Source organism: Lactiplantibacillus songbeiensis (assembly GCF_005405125.1).
In the GTDB taxonomy this organism is placed as follows: Bacteria; Bacillota; Bacilli; order Lactobacillales; family Lactobacillaceae; genus Lactiplantibacillus; species Lactiplantibacillus songbeiensis.
In genome coordinates this window covers 65,822-85,713 of the sequence record NZ_BJDL01000001.1, presented here as the reverse complement: position 1 = coordinate 85,713, position 19,892 = coordinate 65,822, and the positions used below count along the sequence as shown (strand labels likewise).

17 protein-coding genes are annotated in these 19,892 nt (G+C 45.5%); all 17 read left to right on the top strand.

Annotated elements, in window-relative coordinates; genetic code table 11:
- Positions 1–33: 33 nt before the first annotated feature.
- The 17 genes from citC (at position 34) to FFM77_RS00270 (ending at position 19,868) form a co-directional block, all read left to right on the top strand.
- A complete protein-coding gene (gene citC / locus FFM77_RS00350; protein ID WP_137633759.1) occupies positions 34–1,038 on the top strand; it encodes a [citrate (pro-3S)-lyase] ligase in 1,005 nt (334 codons plus the stop codon).
- Positions 1,025–1,330 carry a citrate lyase acyl carrier protein gene (citD, locus tag FFM77_RS00345; RefSeq protein ID WP_137633758.1) on the top strand — a complete coding sequence of 102 codons (306 nt, stop codon included), beginning with the start codon at positions 1,025–1,027 and terminating at the stop codon, positions 1,328–1,330. Before citC ends, citD begins: the two co-directional genes overlap by 14 nt.
- Positions 1,318–2,196: a citrate (pro-3S)-lyase subunit beta gene (gene citE / locus FFM77_RS00340; protein WP_137633757.1), complete on the top strand. Its 879-nt coding sequence runs from the start codon at positions 1,318–1,320 to the stop codon at positions 2,194–2,196. Before citD ends, citE begins: the two co-directional genes overlap by 13 nt.
- A 1-nt stretch (position 2,197) precedes the next feature.
- Positions 2,198–3,730 carry a citrate lyase subunit alpha gene (citF, locus tag FFM77_RS00335; protein ID WP_137633756.1) on the top strand — a complete coding sequence of 511 codons (1,533 nt, stop codon included), beginning with the start codon at positions 2,198–2,200 and terminating at the stop codon, positions 3,728–3,730.
- Positions 3,723–4,271: a citrate lyase holo-[acyl-carrier protein] synthase gene (gene citX / locus FFM77_RS00330; protein WP_171001519.1), complete on the top strand. Its 549-nt coding sequence runs from the start codon at positions 3,723–3,725 to the stop codon at positions 4,269–4,271. Before citF ends, citX begins: the two co-directional genes overlap by 8 nt.
- 14 nt (positions 4,272–4,285) lie before the next feature.
- Positions 4,286–5,665: an oxaloacetate decarboxylase subunit alpha gene (locus FFM77_RS00325; RefSeq protein WP_137633817.1), complete on the top strand. Its 1,380-nt coding sequence runs from the start codon at positions 4,286–4,288 to the stop codon at positions 5,663–5,665.
- A 727-nt stretch (positions 5,666–6,392) separates the two neighbouring features.
- Positions 6,393–7,088 carry a GntR family transcriptional regulator gene (locus FFM77_RS00320; protein ID WP_137633754.1) on the top strand — a complete coding sequence of 232 codons (696 nt, stop codon included), beginning with the start codon at positions 6,393–6,395 and terminating at the stop codon, positions 7,086–7,088.
- Complete coding sequence (gene citG / locus FFM77_RS00315) at positions 7,081–7,968, top strand: triphosphoribosyl-dephospho-CoA synthase CitG (RefSeq protein ID WP_223876734.1); 888 nt, start codon at positions 7,081–7,083, stop codon at positions 7,966–7,968. The genes FFM77_RS00320 and citG overlap by 8 nt, the downstream gene beginning before the upstream one ends.
- A 164-nt stretch (positions 7,969–8,132) precedes the next feature.
- Positions 8,133–10,181, top strand: a complete 2,049-nt coding sequence (gene metG / locus FFM77_RS00310) for a methionine--tRNA ligase (protein ID WP_137633753.1) — start codon at positions 8,133–8,135, stop codon at positions 10,179–10,181.
- A 666-nt stretch (positions 10,182–10,847) separates the two neighbouring features.
- Positions 10,848–11,624: a TatD family hydrolase gene (locus FFM77_RS00305; protein ID WP_137633752.1), complete on the top strand. Its 777-nt coding sequence runs from the start codon at positions 10,848–10,850 to the stop codon at positions 11,622–11,624.
- On the top strand, positions 11,611–12,171 hold the full coding sequence (gene rnmV / locus FFM77_RS00300) for a ribonuclease M5 (RefSeq protein WP_137633751.1): 561 nt from the start codon (positions 11,611–11,613) through the stop codon (positions 12,169–12,171). Before FFM77_RS00305 ends, rnmV begins: the two co-directional genes overlap by 14 nt.
- Positions 12,172–12,182: 11 nt before the next feature.
- Positions 12,183–13,070: a 16S rRNA (adenine(1518)-N(6)/adenine(1519)-N(6))-dimethyltransferase RsmA gene (gene rsmA, locus FFM77_RS00295; protein ID WP_137633750.1), complete on the top strand. Its 888-nt coding sequence runs from the start codon at positions 12,183–12,185 to the stop codon at positions 13,068–13,070.
- Between the two features lie 106 nt (positions 13,071–13,176).
- Positions 13,177–13,431, top strand: coding sequence for a Veg family protein (locus tag FFM77_RS00290; RefSeq protein ID WP_137633749.1), 255 nt, complete (start codon positions 13,177–13,179; stop codon positions 13,429–13,431).
- A 297-nt stretch (positions 13,432–13,728) separates the two neighbouring features.
- Positions 13,729–14,595 (top strand): 4-(cytidine 5'-diphospho)-2-C-methyl-D-erythritol kinase, encoded by an 867-nt coding sequence (ispE, locus tag FFM77_RS00285; protein WP_137633748.1) that lies wholly within the window; start codon positions 13,729–13,731, stop codon positions 14,593–14,595.
- 153 nt (positions 14,596–14,748) lie between these two features.
- Entirely contained in the window at positions 14,749–15,696 is a 948-nt protein-coding gene (locus tag FFM77_RS00280) for an alpha/beta hydrolase (RefSeq protein WP_137633747.1), read from the top strand.
- 19 nt (positions 15,697–15,715) lie between these two features.
- Complete coding sequence (locus FFM77_RS00275) at positions 15,716–16,564, top strand: glycosyltransferase family 8 protein (RefSeq protein WP_137633746.1); 849 nt, start codon at positions 15,716–15,718, stop codon at positions 16,562–16,564.
- Between the two features lie 610 nt (positions 16,565–17,174).
- Positions 17,175–19,868 (top strand): BspA family leucine-rich repeat surface protein, encoded by a 2,694-nt coding sequence (locus tag FFM77_RS00270; RefSeq protein WP_137633745.1) that lies wholly within the window; start codon positions 17,175–17,177, stop codon positions 19,866–19,868.
- Positions 19,869–19,892: the final 24 nt, after the last annotated feature.

Genomic DNA, 19,892 nt, shown 5'->3' with positions numbered 1-19,892 from the left:
CAATAAAACAACGACACTTTTGGAGGTGACGGCATGCAACTTAAACGACTGTGGTTCGACATTAATCCGACAGCGAAACGACAATGGCAAACACTATTGACGCAGGCGGGCTTAATGGCGGATGAGCAAGTTGATTATACGATCGGTTTATACGATGATGACAACTTGGTCGCGACTGGTTCGCTTTATCAGAACATTATTAAATGCGTGGCCGTTGCCACAACGGAAACGCACCAAAATTTATTAGCCCCGCTAATTAAAGCGTTACTTGATCAATTAGATGAACAGCAACAGTCACAGGCCTTTGTCTATACCAAGCCATGTACAGCTCCGTATTTCGAAGCGCTCGGATTTAAAGCCGTGGTCGCCACGACGCACGTGGTCTTGCTTGAACGCGGGTACCCGGATCTGAATGCCTACCAATTGTTATTAGATCAGCGGAAAGTTACGAGTACTAATGCAGGGGCGATTGTGATGAATGCCAATCCGTTTACGAATGGCCATTTGCATCTAATCCAGACTGCTTTAGCAACTTGCGATGTGGTTTACGTCTTCGTTGTTTCCGAAGACCGGTCGCAATTTGATACGCAGGCAAGGTTAAAGATGGTCCAACAAGCCGTTGCTGACCAGCCGCGGGTGATTGTGTTGCCAACAAATCATTATTTGGTAGCCAACGCCACGTTCCCAGCGTACTTCTTGAAAGATCAGGCAGACTTAGCGGTCGCTAAAGAACAAGCACAACTCGATGCCACGTTATTCTTACGTAAAATCAGTCCAATCTTGGACATTCATCACCGGTTTGTCGGTGACGAGCCTTATTCGCCCGTTACCAAAGTCTACAATGACCAGTTGGCGCAAGTCTTAACTGGTCAACTGCAATTGACTGTTGTCCCACGATTGACAGTCGATGCGCAACCCGTCAGCGCCACGAAGGTGCGGCAAGCACTCGCGGCTAATGACTGGGACACCGTTAAAAAACTAGTGCCAGCCACTAGTTATCACTATTTGAAGGGGAGTCAACCACATGCAAACAGCTAAAACCGTCACGGTGGGGACCATGGAATCTAGCGACATTATGATTACCTTAAAGCCCAACGCCAGTGGCATTACCATTGACCTCGACAGTAACGTTAAGAAACAATTCGGTGCGCATATTACAGCACTGATGACTGAAGTTTTACAAAAATTAGGCATTAATGATATTGCCGTTGAAGCTGTTGATAAAGGCGCCTTAGATTGCACGATCAAGGCCCGCACGATTGCAGCAGCTTATCGCTTACAAGGCAAGACGGATTACGATTGGGAGGCGTTGAACTCATGGAACGTTTAAGAAGAACAATGATGTTCGTCCCCGGGGCGAATCCAGCAATGTTACGCGATGCCGTCTTATATGGGGCCGATTCAGTGATGTTTGACCTTGAAGATGCCGTTTCACTAAAAGAAAAAGATACGGCGCGGGTCTTGGTTTACTCAGCATTGAAAACGTTTGATTATTCATCAGTTGAAACGGTCGTGCGGGTTAACGCCTTAGATGCTGGTGGTAAGCAAGATATCGAAGCGATGGTCCTGGGGGGCATTAACGTCATTCGGTTACCAAAGACGGAAACCGCGCAAGATATTATCGACGTAGATGCCGTGATTACCGCGGTGGAAGCTAAATACGATATTCCAGCCGGTACCACCCATATGATGGCGGCCATCGAATCCGCAGAAGGCGTTTTGAATGCGCGTGAAATCGCCAAAGCTTCCGACCGGATGATTGGGATTGCGCTGGGCGCTGAAGATTATGTGACGAGTCAAAAGACCCGCCGTTATCCAGATGGGGCGGAATTGTCCTTTGCTCGTAACTACATCTTACATTCCGCTCGGGCTGCCGGAATTGCAGCGATCGATACGGTTTATTCCGATGTTGATAATGAGGAAGGCTTGCGTCATGAAACAGAATTGATCAAGCAACTTGGGTTTGATGGCAAGTCCGTCATCAATCCGCGTCAGATTCCAGTAATCAATGGCATTTATGCGCCAACCGTTAAAGAAGTGCAAAAAGCCCAAGAAGTCATGGCGGGGATTCGTGAAGCCGAAGCCAAAGGGTCTGGTGTGATTGCAGTTAACGGCCAAATGGTTGATAAACCAATTGTTGAACGGGCCGAACGGGTCTTAGCCTTAGCCAAGGCCACTAATATGGAGGTGGACTAAGATGGTTGAAAATAAATTAAAACGTGAGATTCCGGCTAAATATGCCGACCAATACGGCGTTTATGATGGCGAATTTGCCCATATCGACAGCTATCAGGCCGCCACTAAAACCATTAAACCGATCAAACCTAACGAGAGTAAACTATTAGGCAGTATCCATGAAGCCATCGTCAAGACTGGCTTAAAAGATGGCATGACGATTTCCTTCCATCATCATTTCCGCGAAGGCGACTTTGTGATGAACATGGTCTTGGCCGAAATTGCCAAGATGGGGATCAAGAACTTGTCGATTGCCCCTAGCTCAATTGCAAATGTGCATGCACCGTTGATTGATCATATCAAGAATGGCGTGGTTACCAATATCACGTCGAGTGGGTTACGAGACAAAGTTGGCGCCGCAATTTCGAGTGGCATTATGGCGAATCCAGTCGTGATTCGGTCGCACGGTGGTCGTGCGCGGGCCATTGCCAGCGGTGACATTCATATTGACGTGGCTTTCTTAGGCGCGCCAAGTTCTGATGAATACGGTAATATCAATGGGACTAAAGGCAAAGCGACTTGTGGGTCATTAGGTTACGCGATGGTTGATGCGAAGTATGCCGACCAGGTTGTGGCGATTACTGACAGTTTGATGCCATATCCGAACACGCCGATTAGCATTCCGCAAACGGATGTTGATTACGTGGTCCAAGTTGATGCGATTGGTGATCCAGATGGGATTGCGAAGGGCGCAACTCGGTTTACGAAGAATCCGAAAGAATTATTGATTGCTGAATATGCCGCTAAAGTGATTACCGCATCGAGCTATTTCAAGAACGGCTTCTCCTTCCAGACTGGGAGTGGCGGTGCGGCCTTAGCGGTTAGTCGCTTCCTCCGCCAAACAATGATTGACGAAGATGTTAAAGCGAGCTTTGCATTAGGCGGGATCACCAATGCGATGGTCGAAATGCAAAAAGAAGGCTTAGTCGACAAGTTGATCGATGTGCAAGACTTTGATCATCCGTCAGCCATCTCCCTCGCTGAAAATGCAGATCATTACGAAATCGATGCCAATATGTATGCGTCACCACTGAGCAAGGGTGCGGTCATCAATCAACTAGATATTGCCATTTTATCCGCACTGGAAGTTGATACTGACTTCAACGTGAACGTTATTACTGGTTCTGATGGGGTGCTTCGCGGCGCGTCTGGTGGCCATTCTGACACTAGTGCTGCTTGCAAGTTGAGTATGGTGATTGCACCGGTTGTCCGGGGCCGCATCCCAACTATCGTGGACGCTGTGACGACGGTCGTTACTCCAGGTTCTAGTGTGGACGTTGTCGTGACAGAATTGGGAATTGCCATTAATCCGGCACGTCAAGACTTAGTCGAAATGTTCAAAGACTTAAAAGTGCCGCAACTGACGATTGATGATTTAAAAGATAAAGCTTATGCGATTACCGGTGTGCCTGAAAAGATCGAATACGGTGACCAAACAGTGGCTTTAATTGAATATCGCGATGGCAGTTTGATCGATGTGGTCAAAAATGTCTAGCACGTTCCAAAATCTAACTGGTCCCGAAATCACGTTGCCACAAATGTTAGCAACCCGTGATTGGCGCGCGGCGGAGCAGTTAGCCGTCTTGCAAGCCCATCCAAGTGCGACGCTCGTCTGGTCATCAGTCCGGATCCCCGGACCGATTAAGACGGGACCGCAATTGACCCAGCAGTATCAAGCAATTATGACTAGTCTGACGCACCAATATGGCGCTGCTGTCCTAGTTCAGATGAGCTTTGATCGGCCAACGGGTTTTGAATTCTACTTGGTCTTGGATGTGCCGGCCGCGCAAGTGAAACGGGCGTTGATCCAGTTTGAACAGCAAGCTGGCTTTGCCCAATTATGTGATCTGGATGTGTTGACCTTGGACGCTGGCAATTTAACGCAAACCAGTCGTCACGGACTCGCCTTACCCGTCCGGCCGTGCCTGATTTGCGGTGGCGATGCCAAGGCTTGTAGCCGGTCACGAAAACATGGGTTATTGGAAGTCCAACAAGCCGTTGATGGTTTAATTACAGAAGGGTGGCGAGAAGTTTGAGTCAAAAAGTTGAAATGATGGAAACTGTTTTGCGGGATGGTCAACAGAGCCTGATTGCCACCCGGATGCCGATTAGTGATATGTTACCGATCTTGGACAAGATGGATCAAGCCGGCTATCACGCGCTTGAAGTGTGGGGCGGGGCCACCTTTGATTCCTGCTTGCGGTATTTGAATGAAGATCCGTGGGAACGTCTACGCGAGATTCGTAAGCATGTCAAACACACCAAGCTCCAAATGTTATTACGTGGGCAAAACATTCTTGGCTACAAGAACTATGCTGATGATGTGGTCGAAACCTTTGTCCAAAAGTCGATCGAAAATGGAATCGATATTATTCGGATGTTCGATGCGCTAAATGATACGCGTAATCTACGTACTGCTTTAGCGGCCACCAAGAAATACGGTGGTCATGCGCAGATGACGATTTCGTATACCACGAGTGACTTTCATACGATTCCATACTACGTTAAGCTAGCAAAAGAAATGGCTGATATGGGAGCTGATTCCTTGTGCATCAAGGATATGGCCGGTATTTTAACCCCACAACGGGCTTATGACCTCGTCAGTGAATTAAAAGCGACGATTGAGATTCCGATTGAAATCCATACCCATGCGACTTCTGGCATTGCGGATATGACTTATATCAAGGCCGTGGAAGCCGGCGCTGATATTATTGACACCGCTAGTTCACCATTTGCTGGGGGGACAAGTCAACCAGCGACCGAATCAATGTTAGTGGCGTTAAAAGATCTCGGTTATGATGTGCCAGTTGATCAAACATTGGCCGCTGAAATTGCCGAATACTTTGCCCCCATTCGTGACCGTTTTCGTCGTGATGGCGGCTTAAATCCTAAAGTAATGGACGTTCAACCAAAATCCTTGCGGTACCAAGTGCCGGGTGGGATGTTGTCTAACTTATTGGCCCAACTGAAAGATGCGGGTCAAGAAGACTTGTACGAACAAGTCTTGGACGAAGTGCCGAAAGTGCGTGGCGACTTAGGCTATCCACCATTAGTGACACCATTGTCACAAATGGTTGGGACGCAAGCATTGATGAACGTGATGAGTGGCGAACGCTATAAGTTGATTCCAAATGAAATCAAAGATTACGTGCGTGGCTTATACGGCCGCCCGCCAGTAGCGATTGCACCTGATATGATCAAGACCATCATTGGCGACGAACAGCCGATTACCACGCGGCCGGCTGATGATATCGCGCCACAATTACCGGGCTTTAAAGCCGAGATTGGCGACTATGCACATAGCATGGAAGACATCTTGATCTATGGGTTATTCCCAGATCAAGGCCGTGATTTCTTAGGTCGGCGTGAAGACCGATTCTACGATGTCCCCGTGCAAAAAATCGATTTGAGTTTTGCACCAGAAGTCTAACCGACTGAAACAACCCGCAGCCAGCTTGCACCACTGGTTACGGGTTTTGTTGTTTGAAAATGGGTTAAGTTAGCCGCTTCGGTTGGTCTGGATTGACGCTGGAACGTGGTGGCCACGTTTGTGAGCCAAAGAGCGGTCTCACAAGCCGGGCTTAGTCTAAGGCTGGGGAAAAAGCACCCAGCCTAAGTCTAACGACACCACTGAGCGTCATCCAGCCCGCCCTACGCTAATAACGGTTAGCAATTAAAGCCGGTATGACAAGCACAGTTAGTCGGTGTGCGATTGTGTTGACTGTTTAGCTGATGAGTTAGCGTTAGCGAATTACATTGTAAAGCATGACAAATTTTACTGTCACTGACCAGCAATTGTTAGATTTTGAATTGGTTCGTCATAAAATTAGGTTGTAAACCCTTAAAATGTAAGCTGACTGTAACGGAAACGCTTTCGTGGTCTGATATAATGGAGGGTGACTGAGATTAGTATTAGTTGGTATCGATAAGCATTAAGTCATAAATGATTATTGATTAACGTCGGGCGGGCCAGAATTGGCTCAGTGGTGTCGTTTGACTTAGCCGGTGATTTTCCGGGTTAGTCAAAGCCCGGCTTATGAGACCGCCCTGTGGCTCATAAACGCGGCCACCACGTTCCAGCCGATTCTGGACCAACCAGAGTGGCAAGTAAAATGAATCCTAATCTCACGGGTCGTAAGATGAACGGAGGGGACCGCATGGATGCTATCGTGCAAGCTGTTGCTAATAATTTGGATTTATCCCAGAACCAGCCCCTAAAAGATTTGGTCTTTGAAGCATTTCGGAAGACAATTATTTTAGGAGATATTCCGGCGGGCACCCGGATCAATGAAAAGAAATTCGCTGAAGAACTCAACGTTAGTCGAACCCCGATTCGCTATGCATTACGGCGACTGGCAGAAGAGGATTTGGTTGCCAGCGCGCCGGGGGTCAGCACGATGGTCAAAGGTATCACGGTCAAAGATGCCTATGAAATCTTTGATATTCGCAAAGAACTTGATTCACTCGCGACTCGTAAAGCCATGTCACAAATGACGACGGCTGACTTTGAAGAACTACGTAAGTTACTTGAACGAACGGAAGCCGAGCTTGATGAAGTCCCTGACCAAACCGTCGTTAGCTACTTTACCGACTTTAATCAATTTATTTATAATCACTGTGACATGCCCCATCTGGTCACGATTGTTTTCAAATTACAGGCATACCTCGTCTATTTTCGGGACATTTCGATCATGTCACGGGAACGACGAGCGTTAGCGCTGCAAGAACATTGGCGGATCTACCAAGCGATGGTTAATCACGATGAAGTTCAAATCAATTTAATTATTCGCGAGCATTTAGGTCAGTCACTGCAATTTATCATTAAAGAGATGAGGGAACGACACCTTGATTAAAACGACTCCAATGACCGATACGCTGACGTTGATCAGCCGCTTCGCCCAACAATCGCTCGTCGCTGAAGTGTCACTAGCGCCCAAGCCGGGCCTAGTTGATCCGTTTTCAGCCGGCGCCCATGACGATATGGATTACGATTTATTTATGACCAGTATTCAAGCCTGGTCACCGTTTTTGAAATTATATTTAAAATTAGGACAAGCGAGCCCTGACTTGGCGCATTTATTTGCCAGTTTACGGCGCGCTGGCTCTCAAGGTGAACGCATGATGTTGCTGGCGACCCATCAAGTCAATACGCACAAAGGCGCTAATTTTTCGTACGCTGTTTTATTAGGCGCACTAGGCTGGTGCTTGAAGACGCAGACTTTGGCCACGTTACAAGCAGAACACTTTCAGTCGGTCTTTACGGCCGTTCAAACGATGACAGCCGGCATTACGGCGGCTGACTTTAAGCATGTCAGCATTAAAGACCACTTGTCATACGGTGAAGAACTGTATGTGCGTTATGGGGTTACTGGGATTCGTGGGGAAGCTGAAGCTGGTTATCCAGCGTTACAACAATTAGCGTTACCGTGGTTACGGTTGCATACTGATTTACCAGTTACCGAGCGTTATTTGAAGTTGATGTTATACTTGATGGCCGAACTAGAAGATGTTAATTTATTACATCGTGGCGGCCAAGCGGGTCTAGCTAAAGTGCAGACGGCGGCACGTGAGTTGCAAGTGGCTGATTTGTCGGGGACCACTTTAGTTAAAGCGTTGCGGGATCTTGATCAGCAGTTGATCGATTGGCATCTTAGTCCCGGTGGTACTGCCGACTTGTTAGCGTTAGGGATATTCTTCGATCAGTTGCAAGTGTCACCTTTAACTTTGATCTAAATCATGAGATTTTGGCAGCGAATTTTAAACTGATTTGCTGCTTTTTTAAGTGGTCTGATTACGGCCTAGCACCACTGATAGTTGGAAGTATGATACAATGAGAAAGAATCTAACTAAAATGAAATTATAAGCTAATTTATAACTGTTTGAAGGGAACTAAAATCATGGCAGAAACGAAACCAACCTATTATATTACCACGCCGATTTACTACCCCTCGGGGAAATTACACATCGGTAACTCGTACACGACGATTGCGTGCGATACCTTAGCGCGTTATAAACGTGCCAAGGGTTATGACGTCTTTTTCTTAACTGGGACTGATGAACACGGTTTGAAGATTGAAGAAAAAGCCGAAAAGCTCAATACTGATCCTAAGTCATATGTTGACGGCATGGTCAAACAAATCAAAGACCTCTGGCAATTACTGGAAATCTCCAATGATAAATTCATTCGGACGACTGATGATTACCATGAAAAAGCGGTTCAAGAAATCTTTGAACGTTTATTAAAGAGCGGCGATATTTATTTGGGCCATTATGAAGGCTGGTACTCGGTCGATGATGAAGAATATTTCACCGAAACCCAATTAGCTGAAGTTTACCGTGATGATGACGGTAAAGTTATCGGTGGGAAAGCCCCAAGTGGTCATGAAGTTGAACTTGTTAAGGAAGAATCTTATTTCTTCAAGATGAGCAAGTATGCGGACTGGTTATTAGATTATTATCAGACGCATCCAGACTTCATTCAACCCGCTAACCGGATGAATGAAATGATCAATAACTTCATCAAGCCTGGTTTGGAAGACTTAGCAGTCTCACGGACTAGCTTTACTTGGGGTGTGCCGGTCAAGAGTAATCCTAAGCACGTGGTTTACGTGTGGTTAGACGCACTGATCAACTATATCACCGCCTTAGGTTATGGTGGCGATGATGAAAGCTTGTTCAACAAGTATTGGCCAGCCGATGTCCAGATGGTCGGTAAAGAAATCGTACGTTTCCATACGATTTATTGGCCAATTATTCTGCATGCGCTCGGTTTACCATTACCTAAGACGGTCTTTGGTCATGGCTGGTTAACGATGCGTAATGGTAAGATGTCGAAGTCTAAGGGCAATGTCATCTATCCAGAAACTTTAGTCGAACGTTACGGCTTAGATGCCTTACGTTACTACTTAGTTCGCGCGATTCCTTATGGTAACGATGGGGTCTTCACACCCGAAGATTTCGTTGCCCGGGTCAACTATGATTTGGCTAACGATCTTGGAAACTTGTTAAATCGGACCGTTGCGATGATTAACAAATATGAAGATGGCCAAGTGCCAGCCTTTAAAGCAGGTGTCACTGAATTTGATGCCGACTTAGAAGCCGTTGCGGCCGAAACCATCACCAATTATGATAGCTGCATGGATGCCTTGCACTTGTCAGATGCCTTAGCGGAAGTTTGGAAACTGGTCAGCCGGACAAATAAGTACATCGATGAAACGGCACCTTGGCAATTAGCTAAGAGTGATGTGGCTGAAGACGCGGACAAGTTAGCGAGTGTCATGGCCCACTTGGCAGCCAGCTTGCGGGTCATCGCTAGCTTGGTTAGTCCTGTGATGACGCATGCGCCTAAAGAAATTTTTACGCAATTAGGGTTGCCAGCAGCTGAAATCAGCTTGATTGATTTAAAATTCAGCGATTTGCCAACTGGCGCAACGGTTGTTGCTAAAGGGACCCCAATCTTCCCACGGGTTGATATGGACGCTGAAGTCGACTTCTTGAAGGGCCAAATGACGAAGTCCGACAAGAAGAAGGGCCGTGCCGCGATGGAAGCTGCGAAACATGCGGCTGAAGTTGAAGGCGACTGGAACCCAACTGAAACTAAACTGAATTTAACGAAGCCAGAGACCGATATTAAAGTCTTTGATCAAGTGGAGTTAAAGGTGGCAGAAATCATTGCGGTTCAGAAGCTAAAGGGTGCCGACAAACTGTTACAATTCCGATTAGATGCCGGTGATTCCGATCATCGTCAGATTCTTTCTGGGATTGCCAAGTGGTATCCAGAACCAGACGTGTTAATCGGTAAGAAAGTTATTATCGTGGGTAACTTAAAGCCACGCAAGATGCGTGGCGAAGTCAGCCAAGGCATGTTACTTTCAGCGGAACACGATGGTCAAGTTCAATTGATCACCGTACCCGACAACTTGGTTAACGGGTCATTGATTTCATAAAACTAAACGATTTTTCTGAAAGCTTGGGCCGTAAAACGCTCAAGCTTTTTTATTACGACGTGAAACGTGTTAAAATCAATAAGAATGTTTTGATTTAGTGTTGATTGCCGCTACGGTTGGTCCGGATTGATGCTGGAACGTGGTGGCCACGTTTGCGAGCCGAAGAGCGGTCTCGCAAGCCGGGCTTTGACTAAGGCCGAGAAAGAACCACTCGACCAAGTCAAACGACACCACTGAGCATCATCCGGCCCGCCCTACGCTAGCTTTGACAGCCGGTGATCAGTTGTCTTTGATGGATGATAACGAACTTATTTGACAGTTAAATAGGCGGAGCAATCAGGACGAGTGCTTTGCAGACCAGTTCTTGGTTGCAGGACGGTCTTACTGAGCGCCTATCGTTAATTATCGGACGGTTGGTATATGACTGAAGCGTTATGTTTAGCCAGTTACTTTAGCCGCAAGGTTGTTTTCTAAAATGCTCAGCCATGTCGTTGGCCTTAGCTTGAGCGAATTTCTCGGACTTAGACCAAGGTCAGTTTTGAAGACTGACCTTTGGCTTCAAAATGATTCACAGCGTTCCAGCATTTTAGAAAACAACCGGTAGGCGGCAATTTTAACTAGTACCAAGCGTAACAGACTATAAAAACTAAAAGTGAGGGTGTTAAGATGCGGATTTTTGATTCTCATACCCATTTAAATAGTGAAGAATTTATTAATGACGTGCCGAAATACTTGGCACAGGCCAAAGCGCTATCGGTTGAACGCATGGCAATCGTAGGTTCGAATACTCAGTTGAATGCTGATGCCATTAAGTTAGCGCAAAAATATCCCGAGTTAGTCGCCATTGTTGGTTGGCATCCAGAAGATTCCAAGAATTATACTAAGGACACGGAGCAAGTTCTTATTGAGCAGTTACAATTGCCCGAAGTTGTCGCTTTAGGTGAGATTGGGTTGGACTATCATTGGGATACATCGCCACGAGATGTGCAGCGCAAGATTTTTGCGCGCCAAGTGGCAATTGCCAAAGACATGCAGGTCCCGATTTCAGTGCATAATCGCGATGCTTTTGAAGATACGTACAAGATTTTAAAGGCTGCGGATATTCGGGATACAGGTGGGGTCATGCATAGTTTCAATGGCGATCCAGAATGGTTGAAGCGTTTCTTGGACTTGGGGATGCATATTTCATACAGTGGGGTGGCCTCATTTAAGCATGCGGATGACGTTCACGAATCAGTGAAGCAAACACCTGCGGAAAGCCTATTAGTGGAAACGGATGCCCCGTATCTAACGCCGGAACCGTATCGCGGCAAGCAAAATGAGCCAGCTTTTACGCGTTACGTGGTCGAAGCCGTAGCCAAGTTGCGTGATACCACGCCGGAAGCGATTGCGGCACAAACTTATCAGAATGCTGAGGAATTATTTAAGATTGAAGAAGATTAAAGAAGTGATTGTCGTCGAAGGTAAGGACGACACTAAGCGGCTCGCGTTAGCCGTCAATGCGGATACCTTGGAAACTAATGGGTCCGCGATTAATACCAAAACGTTGGCCCAAATTAAGCGGCTACAAGCCAGTCGTGGGGTAATCGTGTTCACTGATCCAGATTATTCTGGGGAACGAATTCGTAAGACCATCTCCAAAGCAGTGCCGGGGGTACAACATGCCTTTTTACCACGGGCAGCTGGCGTACCCACGAAAGCAGGCGGCAGTCTAGGCGTTGAACATGCTAGTCCGGCTGCAATTCAAGCGGCCTTGGCTAATTTATACACTGAGAAGCCTGATGATGCACCGTTATTGATCTCACGAGCGGACTTGATTAAGGCCGGCTTATTAGCAGGCCCAGCTGCGCGCAAACGACGTGAACAATTGGGCGAACTGTTAAAAATTGGCTATGTTAATGGGAAACAATTACCCAAACGCCTACAACTATTTCAAATTCAACCGGCTGATTTTTGGCAAGCGGTTGAACAACTAACCGACGAACAATAGAGGAGTCATTAATGAGTAAAGAAATCGATATTGCGAACCCCGCCCGCACTCAGGCAATCATGAATGCCTATGGATTACGGGTTAAAAAGAGTTTAGGTCAGAATTTCTTGACCGACCAAAACGTGTTGCATAACATTGTCGCTACGGCAGACATTGGTCCAGAAGATAACGTCATTGAAATCGGCCCTGGGATTGGGGCGTTAACCGAATACTTGGCGTGCGCCGCCCATCAAGTTTTAGCCTTTGAAATTGATGACCGGTTATTACCAATCTTAGATGAAACGCTAGCCGATTATGACAATGTTGAAATCATCAATCAAGATATCTTAAAAGTCGATTTGCCAGCTATGATTGCCGAACATTTAGATCCAGATCGGCCATTGAAGCTAGTGGCTAACTTGCCTTACTACATTACGACGCCTATTTTAATGAGCGTGTTAGCGGGTAGTGTGACCTTTGATAACATCGTGGTCATGATGCAAAAAGAAGTCGCCGATCGTTTAGCGGCGGAACCGGGGACTAAAGCGTATGGTTCATTGACGATTGCTGTGCAATATCGGATGGCCGCCGAATTAGCGATGGTTGTGCCACGGACAGTCTTTGTGCCGTCACCGAATGTGGATTCAGCGATTGTTAAGTTAACGGCCTTACCGGAACGGACGCATGTGCCGTTCGACGAAGCCGAATTTTTCAAGGTTGTGAAAGCTGGGTTTGCCCATCGGCGGAAGAATTTATGGAATAATATGCAAAGTTTATTTGGCAAACAACCAGAGGTTAAAACAGCGATTCAAACAGCGTTAGACGCAGCTGGTATTGATCCAAAAATCCGGGCAGAACGCTTGACGGTTGATGAATTTATTACCTTGACCGATGCCTTACATGCGGCTGATTTACTTTAGCATTTAATTATGACAAAACAGTTGCACATCAGAAAACCTTGTGATATAATATTGACTTTTTCATGAAAAGCTAGTATAGTAGTTTCACATACGAGGAGGTTTCTGAATGCCAATTTCACTAGCTGCTATTAAAGATAAGCTCGACTCTCGGATCGGCCAACGGATGAAAGTCGTGGCCCAAGCCGGGCGGAAGAAGACCACTGAACGTCATGGTATCTTAAAAGAAACGTACCGTTCTGTGTTTGTCGTTGATCTAGACCAACAAGAAAACTCATTTGAACGGGTCTCCTATAGTTACACGGATGTGTTAACCAAGAACGTTCAAATCGCCTTCGAAGATGAAACAACTGAAGAAGCCTAATTCGCATTGCGCGAATCACCAATATTAAGACCCCCAAGCAAGGTCTTTTTATTTTGCCCTTAAATTAGTATAATTATAAGAAATAAGACTTGCGGTTGGTTGTCATTCTGGTTGGGCCAATGTTGACTGCCCAGGATAAACGCAGTGAATACTGACAGTTAGCGGCTAAGATTGGTTAGTTTGACTAGAATTAGCTAGCTAAAGTAATCGTTACTATACATGTTTGCTGACTAATAGTTATTCAAATCAAGTCACTTCGGCAAGTCAACTAATTAACCGATGAAGAGGGTGAGACGCGTGCAGATTGTGGAAAAAGCGCCAGCTAAAATCAATTTAGGCTTAGATACATTGTTCGAGCATCACAATGGCGACAAGGAATGGAATATGGTGATGACCTCGGTGGATTTGGCCGATTATGTCCAAATTGAGACGATTAAAGCTAACCGGATCGAGGTGGCGACTGATAGCGGCTTTTTACCCAATGATCGGCGCAACTTGGCTTTTCAAGCGGTGAGCTTATTGAAGCGGCGTTACCAGATTCATAGCGGCGTGAAGATTAAGATCAAAAAGACGATTCCGGTCGCCGCTGGACTGGGTGGTGGCTCTTCAGATGCTGCGGCCGTCTTGCGTGGACTGAATCGGTTGTGGGAATTGAATTTAGACTTAGCGACGTTAGCTAGATTAGGGTTACAGATTGATTCCGATGTGCCATATTGTGTGTACAGCCAAACAGCACATGTGACGGGCAAGGGCGAGATTGTCACTCCACTGCCTAAGCTACCACCGATGTGGATTGTGTTGGCCAAACCTAAGATCAGTGTGTCGACACCGAACATTTTGCGGCAAGTTGATTATGATCAATTGAAGACTCATCCTAATATTGAGGGCTTACTAGCTGGCATTCAGACTGGCGAACTGGCGCGCGTCTTTGAGAACATGGGGAATGTGCTCGAACCGATTACGGCGAAGCGTTACCCGGAGATTATGCAAATTAAACAACAATTATTAACGTTTGGGGCCGATGCTGCGCAAATGAGCGGTACGGGGCCAACCGTCTTTGGCGTGTGCCGTAAACAATCACGCGCTCAGCGGGTCTATAATTCGCTAAAGGGGTTCTGCAAAGAAGTTTATTTAGTGCGGCCCGTTAATTTGGCGGATCGTTAATTGTTGGCATCACTGACTAGGTTTAGTTGGTGGTGCTTTTTATATTGATTAAAAGGCTATTACCAAGTTAAAAATCCTGAAAGATAGTCGTGAATCATGCACAAACTCGGTCAATTATGGTTAAATTAAAGGTAAGAAATGAGGTGGGTGACGATGAAAGCAACAACGAAATTGAGTTTGAAATTGGCCGGGGTTGTAGGTGCGGCCACCTACACGGGTTCGTTGCTTGGCGGCGCGGTCGCCTATAATGTGGCGATGCATGTCAGTGATGATCAAAAGCAACGGGGGCAAGCGTTGTCCCGTTCAGAAAATACGGAGATTGAAAATTTCTGGTATGACAAACAACCTAAGCAACAATGGTTGGTCCAGTCATTTGACGGCTTGAACTTAGTCGCCACCTACTTACCGAATCCTAAGGCAAATGGCCGCTTAGCCATTCTAGCACATGGCTTGGGACATTCACGCGAACAAATGATTCCGTATGCCCGCATCTTTATGAGCTTGGGATATGAGGTCTTATTACCAGATGCCCGAGCGTTTGGCGATAGTGAGGGCCATACGATTGGCTATGGTTGGTTAGATCGGCTGGATTATCAGCGTTGGATTGCCATGGCGTTAGAACAATTGGGACCAGATACGGAGTTGGTGCTAATGGGCATCTCGATGGGTGCCGCGACGGTGATGGCGACTAGCGGTGAACCGATGCCGGATAATGTAAAGGCGATTGTGGAAGACAGTGGCTATGCTAATCTTTATGATGAAGCAAAGTTCCGGATTAGTCATAAGTTTCACTTACCGGCAAGTCTAATTATGCCAATGGCGAACCGGTTAGCCCGAAGCAGTGCGGGCTATGCGTTCAGTGACGGCGAAATCTTACAGCAAGTTCAAAAAGGCGGCCTACCAATCTTAATGATTCATGGTAGTCATGATCAGACGGTGCCGGTGCGTAATGCCCATCATTTATACAATCAATTAACACAAACGAAGAGTTTATATATTGATCCGGAAGCCGGTCATGTTGAGGCAGTGCGGACGCATCCTGACCGATATCAAGCGGTGTTGAGTGAATTCTTGACCGAACAAGTCGGTCTGACTGAATAAACGAAAGTCGGTGGACATTTTGACTGATGAGATTAATTTACTAGTAACGTTGAATGCGGGCTACTTGGCGCCGCTCAAAGTGATGCTGTACTCGGTGCATGTCAATAATCCGGGTGAACGAGTTCATCTGTGGCTGTTGCATGCGAGTTTGACGCCAGCGGAAGTGGCCGCGGTGGCACAACTGACAGCAAGTTTCGGCTGGCAGTTCAGTAACGAGCCCGTTGACGCGGACTTCACGGCGGGCGTACCGTTGATTAAACGGTACCCTAAAGAGATGTATTTCCGCTTATTAAGTGGTGAAATTCTCCCGCGTGAAGTGAAACGCGTGATCTATTTAGATCCGGATTTGTTGGTGATCAATTCGTTACGACCATTATGGGAGCTGGACTTAGCTGGTCATATGTTGGCCGCTGCGGCGCATCGTGGGGTGACCAAGCTAGTCGATAGTGTGAATCAGCTACGATTAGGCACGACGACTAGTTACTTTAACTCGGGTGTCTTGGTGATTGATTTGGATCAAGCCCGTGCTAAGATTAGGCTTAATGATATTACGAACGCGATTGAAACGCATGAAAGTGAATTGATTTTGCCAGATCAAGATATTCTGAACTTCTTGTATGGTACCGATATTTTAGAGATTCCTGAAGAGATCTGGAACTATGATACCCGTAAATATTTGATCTATCAGACGCGCAATCTAACACAGCATGATATTCATTGGGTGATGACGAATACGGTGATTCTACATTACTGTGGAACACCGAAGCCTTGGGATGCTAGCAGCGATGGTAAGTTTACGGGGTTGTTTTTGAATTATCAGCAACAGTTACAACGCTTATTAGCGAGCTTAAAACAAGTAGTTGAATAGTAATTAAAATAGCAGTGAGACGAGTTAAGTGGCCATTGGTGGTCGGCTTAGCTGGTCGCACTGCTATTTTTAGTTTCTTGAATGAATAACTAGATAGAGCCACCAGCTGAAGAAGATGGCTGTTGAAATGACAGCTAACAGAAAATAATGACGTGCAGCCGTGTAGGTGCTTCTACCAATCAGCGTGATTATCAGGCCGATACTACTAATAAGGGTTAGGTCCAGAATGATAGATTGACGGCGGATTGCTTTAAGTTGTTTTAAAAATTTCAAGTGCAGGCCTCGTTTCTACTAGTTATTTAGCGGTGAGATTGATTGCTAGCTGATGATAGGTTGACTATACGGTGTCTGAGGCAACAATGCAATGTGAGAGACATTAGATTTTTAGGGTAACTCTCAGTAAATGCTGGTTTTTAAAATTAAAAAAATTATTAAAAATAACGTTTTAATTTTTCAATTATCAAACTAAACCTTGTTACGATCACCTTAATTCATGAAAATGACGTGGTAGCTTATATGGCTATAATTATAGTTAACTATTTTAATGATCGATGTGTTAACATTTAGTTGAGTTAAACAAGTTAATTAATTGCGAGGGGACGTTATTATAATGACTTTGAAAACTAAAACTAATGTACATCAGGATTGCCAACAGTGGTTGACGATGTTGCTGATTACGACTGGGATGACTGCGGGATTAGCGGGTCACCAACTAGTTGGTCAAGCTGATACTGAGAATGCACCTGACAATGCGACTAGTGGTCAACCTGAACAAGTGGTGCCTGGGAGTGAACAGCCTAAAGAAGTGACGTTGAGCCAGACATCTGGTCAGGGTAGTCAATCAGCTGCCGCTAGTGGAACGAGTCAAACAAGTGCAACAGCTGGCTCAGCCCAAAGTATGCAATCTGGTGGCACGTCATCGGTTGGCTCAGCAATGCCGAGTGAAGCTGGTGGTGCAGTCAGTGATCAATCTAACAATGAACGTTCGGCTGCTAGTGTCCCAACCAGTGTTAGCTCAGCTGGTGGGCAGCTGACGAGTGATAGTAATGCTAAACCAGTCAGCTCAGCGGCGTCAGTTTCCAGTGCGGCACCTGCCAATGATAAGTCGGCTGCAAATGGTATAGCCAGTAATAGGTTACGGTCAAATTTACAACAATCACGGATGGCGGCGGTCACTGTAGATACGCCTGAACTCACCTTGCCGGCCAATGGTGTTTATGGGACGGCTAATTGGGATATTAATGCGGCTGGCGTTTTGACAATTCATGCGGGTCAGACTGGTAATGCAACAATAGTTAAACCAACTTGGGGTGACTATGACGAGCGTATCACTTCAGTGGTAGTTGAAGATGGCGTGGTTGCTGCTCCAGACGCAGCTGAGTTGTTTGCAAACTTGAAAAATGCGACAACCATTGATTTAACGAAATTGGATACTAGTAAAACTTGGAACATGTCGAGCTTTTTTGATGGCGATGAAAAATTAGCAGATGTTGATTTGACTAAACTAGATACTAGTCAAGTGAGTGATATGTCTAATATGTTCAAAGATTGTAGGGTCATAGAGGTTATTGACCTCACTAATTTTGATACGTCGAATGTTATTGATATGAGTAACATGTTCGATTCTATCGGAGACTTCTATGGAGGCTCTTCACCGATTCTTAAGTATAGTGATAAGTTTGTTACTAGTCGCGTGACTAATATGAGCGGTATGTTCTATGGAACTAATTGTCAAGATTTAAGCATTGTAGGAGGATTTGACACTAGTCATGTGACAAATATGGCTAGAATGTTTGCGATGAATGACGGTGTTACATCACTAAATTTGGCTAAATTTAATACGTCAAATGTAACGAATATGTCTCAAATGTTTAATCACTTGTATTGGTTATCAAAGTTGGATTTATCTAGCTTTGATACTAGTCAGGTTTCAGACATGTCAGGCATGTTTGAAACGAATGAGCACCTGAATTCGTTGAATATCAGTAACTTTGATACGTCTAAGGTTACTAATATGGGAAATATGTTTGACTATACTGCTTTAACATCCTTAGATTTATCACCTAAATCTGTTAAAAACTTTAGTACGGACAGTGTTACTGATATGCGCTTTATGTTTTCCCGAAATCGATTTTTAAAGACCATAACATTGGGAACTTTAACTAATTCTGTGGCAATTAATATGAATTCTACTTTTGCAGGTTGTCCTGAATTAACAACAATAAATGGTTTGGATAAATTCGGTACAGGTGCAGCAACGATGATGGAATCAATGTTTAGTGAGGATACGGCATTAACTGCAATCGATCTTAGTCATTTTGATACTAGAAATATCGAAACAATGCGCTTTATGTTTTATCATGATACTGGTTTAGTTACTGCCAATATTTCAAATTGGAATTTTGATAAGGAAGCAATACTTTGGAGCCTTTTTACTGGTTGTACTAGTTTAACGTCAGTCAATTTGACTGGATTTACTGCTGCTAAAGGTGTTGGACTAGCATATATGTTTAATGATTGTAGCAGTTTAACTGAGATTGATTTAAGCAAAATTGATATGAGTGGCGCTGAGGATCAAATTCATGATGTAGAGGGTTACTCAAGATTATTCAATATATTTGCAGGTTGTACGTCTCTTTGGAAAGTGACGATGGGTCCAAATACAATTTTAACATCTGATATTGGTTTACCAGATGCTCCCGGCAACCATACACAGCTCACCGACGACACCGGGACTTACATCAATGTCGAGCCATACTGGCAACTCGTCGATGATGGTGGCCATCACACGCCCACAGCGTCACTCCATCATCCAGAAGGTGACCTGCAGACGGCCGCGCAAGTATTAGCCACTGATAAACCAGGCGCGATGCGGACCTATGTCTGGCAACAAACGGTCCCAGCAACGGTGACGATTCAATACCAGGATGAAAATCAAAAAGAATTGCAACCGTCACAGTCATTCCGGGGTGTTGTGAATGATACGTATCAAGTTGGTGGCCTCAGTCGATCATTGCCAGATTTGGATTTAACCAAGCCAACGATTACAGGTTATACGTTTAAAATGCAACAGGGCGATACACCAGATGGCGTACTGCATAGTCCCAGCCAAGTGGTGACGTATGTTTATACCAGAACAATTGGTGCGCCAATCACGGTGGCTTACTTTGATGATACCAATCAAAAAATGTTGGCTACTGCGACACTAAGCGGGCCGATTGGGGACGCTTATCAGAGTACGGCTCGTTCCTTTGAGGGCTACACCTTAGTGGCTAAGTCCAACTCAACCGAGTGGCGTTTATGATAATCAGGCGCGGACATTAACGTA